The 3736-nt window shown below is 66.3% G+C and carries 2 protein-coding genes; both read left to right on the top strand.

What is annotated here, in order from left to right:
* Positions 1-137 precede the first annotated feature (137 nt).
* Positions 138-2141: a glycogen debranching protein GlgX gene (gene glgX, locus EOA24_RS30605; protein WP_127410417.1), complete on the top strand. Its 2004-nt coding sequence runs from the start codon at positions 138-140 to the stop codon at positions 2139-2141.
* Positions 2134-3736, top strand: a 1603-nt coding sequence (locus EOA24_RS30610) for an alpha-glucosidase family protein (RefSeq protein WP_127410418.1), incomplete at its 3' end; no start/stop codon positions are given. The genes glgX and EOA24_RS30610, both read left to right, overlap by 8 nt.

A 3736-nucleotide genomic window follows, 5' to 3' on the forward strand; every position in this document is an offset into this window, starting at 1 on the left:
GGGGAAGGTGGATCGGCGCGTAGCGCCGAGACGGATGAGGGGTGCTGGCCGGATCGCCGTCGTCGCCAAGCTGGAGCACCCCTCATCCGTCGCCTTCGGCGACACCTTCTCCCACAGGGGGAGAAGGGGGAGCCTACATGACCCTCGGCGCCACCATCACCGCCGAAGGCATCCGCTTTGCCGCCTGGTCCTCATCGGCGCGGCGCCTCTGGGTCTCGCTTTTCGACGACAGCGGTGCGCGCGAGATCGACCGGCTGGAGTTGAAGTCGGAAGGCGAGGGCGTGCGCGCGCTCCTTGTCTCCGGCCTTGGTAGCGGCTGCCGCTACGGCTTCCGCGCCGATGGCGACTATGCGCCGGAACGCGGCCTGTGGTCCGATCCCGACAAGCTGCTCACCGATCCCTACGCCGTCGAGATCGATCGTCCCTACCAATACCATTGGCGGCTTGCCGCCAAGCGCAACGAGGGCGCCGACACCGCACCCCTGATGCCCAAGGCGATAGTGGTGGCGCCGCTTGAGGCGGTGGCGCCTTTGCCGCCCCTCTTCAATCCCGGCGGCCTGATTTACGAACTGAATGTCCGCTCCTTCACCAGGCTCCATCCCGACATCCCGGAAGCGCAGCGGGGCACCATCGCGGCGCTCGCCCATCCCGCCATCATCGAGCACCTGAAGCGTCTCGGCGTCTCGGCCGTCGAGCTGATGCCGGTCACCGCGTCGATCGACGAGCGGCACCTGCCGCCATTGGGCTTAAGCAACGCCTGGGGCTACAACCCCGTTACCTTCATGGCGCTCGACCCGCGCCTGGTGCCGGGTGGTCTGAGGGAGTTGCGCGACACCGTCGCCGCGCTGCGCGAGGCTGGCATCGGCACCATACTCGACCTCGTCTTCAACCATACCGGGGAGAGCGACCGGCTCGGGCCGACGCTGTCGCTGCGCGGGCTCGATGCGCTGGCTTACTACGGGCATCAGCCGGATGGCCAACTGGTCAACGACACTGGCACCGGCAACACGGTAGCCTGCGATCATCCGGTGGTGCGCGAGATGGTGCTCGACACGCTCCGACACTTCGTCCGCTTCGCCGGCGTCGACGGTTTCCGCTTCGATCTGGCGCCGGTGCTCGGTCGCGTCGATGGCGCCTTCGATCCGGAAGCGCCGCTGCTGCAGGCTATAGCCGGCGATCCCGTGCTCGCCGACCGCGTGCTGATCGCCGAGCCCTGGGATATCGGCCCGAACGGCTACCAGCTCGGCAATTTCCGCCCGCCCTATCTGGAATGGAATGACCGTTACCGCGACGATGTCAGGCGCTTTTGGCGCGGCGACGCCGGCGCGATCGGTGCGCTGGCGACACGGCTTGCCGGCTCCTCCGACGTCTTCGGCAGGGACAGCCGTCCGACGACCCGAACGGTCAACTTCATCGCCGCGCATGACGGCATGACGCTCGCCGATATCGTCGCCTATGAGCGCAAGCACAACGAGGCCAATGGCGAACAGAACCGCGACGGCCATAACGACAATCTGTCCTGGAACAACGGCACCGAAGGCGAGACGGACGACGAGGCGATCAGCCTGGCCCGCTCCAACGACCGGCGCGCGTTGCTCGCCACCCTCTTTGCCTCGCGCGGCACCATCATGCTGACGGCCGGCGACGAGTTCGGCCGCACGCAGCTAGGCAACAACAACGCCTATGCGCAGGACAACGCCATCACCTGGCTCGACTGGGCCGGCCGCGATCAGGCGTTGGAGCAATACACAGCGTCGCTTGCCGCGCTGCGCCGGGCCTTTCCTGCGCTGGCGGGCACACGCTTCCTAACCGGTGAGCCCGCCGATGGTGGAGAATTTCCCGACGTGGCCTGGCTCACCGAGACCGGCGTACCGCTCGGCGAGTCCGACTGGAACGAAGCCGGCCGACATCGCCTCGTCATGCTGCTCGGCGATAGCCAGGGCGAGCGCCTCGCGATCCCCGTCAACGGCGACCGCCGCCAATGCGTCTTCTCCTTGCCTGCGCGCGAGGGTTTTGAATGGCGCCCCGCAATCGAAGCGCAGCCTGACGACATCGCGCGACCGCTCTCCGGACGCAGCGTCAATTTCATGATCGAGCAACGTGCCGCTAAAGCGCGCAGCAGGAAGGGTTCTAATGGCTGACGAGAATGCGGAGCGGGGGAGTGAATGGTGGCGCGGCTGCGTCATCTACCAGGTCTATCCGCGCTCCTTCCAGGACACGACCGGCAACGGCAGCGGTGACCTCAATGGCATCACGGCCAGGCTTGCGCATGTCGCCTCTCTCGGCGCCGACGCGGTCTGGTTGTCGCCCTTCTTCAAGTCGCCGATGGCCGACATGGGCTATGACGTGTCCGACTATCGCGACGTCGATCCGATGTTCGGCACGCCAGAGGATTTCGACGCGCTCATCGCCGAGGCGCACCGGCTCGGCCTGAAGCTCATCATCGACCAGGTGATCTCGCATTCTTCCGACAAGCATGAATGGTTCGTCGAAAGCCGCGCCAGCCGCGACAATGCCAAGGCTGACTGGTACGTCTGGGCCGATGCGAAGCCGGACGGCAGCGCGCCCAACAATTGGCAATCGCTATTCGGCGGCCCCGCCTGGGAGTGGGACGCCACCCGCCGGCAGTACTACATGCACAATTTCCTCGCCGCGCAGCCGGATTTGAACTTTCACAATCCGAAGGTCCAGGATGCGCTGCTCGACACCGTGCGCTTCTGGCTGGAGCGCGGCGTCGACGGTTTTCGGCTGGACACCGTCAACTACTATGTCCACGACCGCTGGCTGCGCGACAACCCGCCTTTGGCCGCGAGCGTCGCCGGCACCAACGGTGCGACCAGCACCTATGCCTTCCAGGAGCATCTCTTCGACAAGACGCGTCCCGAGAATCTCGACTTCCTGAAACGCTTCCGCGCGCTGCTCGACGAATATCCGGACCGCGCCGCGGTCGGCGAGGTGGGCGACGAGGAGCGTTCGCTGCAGACGCTCGCCGCCTATGTCTCCGGCGGCGACAAATTGCAGATGTGCTACACTTTCGACCTGCTCAGCCCGCAATTTTCCGCCGCCCATGTGCGCGGCTGCGTGGAGGCGTTCGAGACGACCGCCCCGGACGGCTGGGTCTGCTGGGCCTTCTCCAACCATGACGTCGTGCGCCATGTCAGCCGCTGGACGCGGCCCGGCGAGAGCCCGGACGCGGTGGCGAAGTTCTCGATCGCGCTGCTGTCATGCCTGCGCGGCTCGATCTGCCTCTATCAGGGCGAGGAACTGGGGCTGGAGGAAGCCGAGCTGGCTTATGAGGATCTGCGCGATCCCGTCGGCATCCGTTTCTGGCCGGGCGTGAAGGGCAGGGACGGCTGCCGCACGCCGATGGTCTGGCAGGCGGAGGCGGAAAATGCCGGATTCTCGACGGCCAAGCCCTGGCTGCCCGTGCCGCTGGCGCATCGCGGCCGCGCGGTCGACATTCAGGATGGCGAAGGCGGTTCCGTGCTCGCGGCCTACCGTTCGATCCTTGCGCTGCGCAAGCGTCATCCGGCACTGATCGCCGGCTCCATCCGTTTTCTCGAGGCCGAGGGCGATGTGCTGGCCTTCATCCGCCAGCAGGAAGACGAGAGATTGCTGTGCGTTTTCAACTTCGCCGCGGAGCCGGCGAACTGGGCGCTGCCGGCCGAGATCGGGGATGTCGAGATAACGGCTCTTGCCGTTGATGTCGCGGGCGTTCTTGGCGGCGTTGTCGAGG

Source organism: Mesorhizobium sp. M2A.F.Ca.ET.039.01.1.1, assembly GCF_003998035.1.
Classification (GTDB): domain Bacteria; phylum Pseudomonadota; class Alphaproteobacteria; order Rhizobiales; family Rhizobiaceae; genus Mesorhizobium.

Coding starts and splice junctions, on each gene's coding strand:
- glgX (WP_127410417.1), top strand. CDS start 138: ATGACCCTCGGCGCCACCATCACCGCCGAAGGCATCCGCTTTGCCGCC.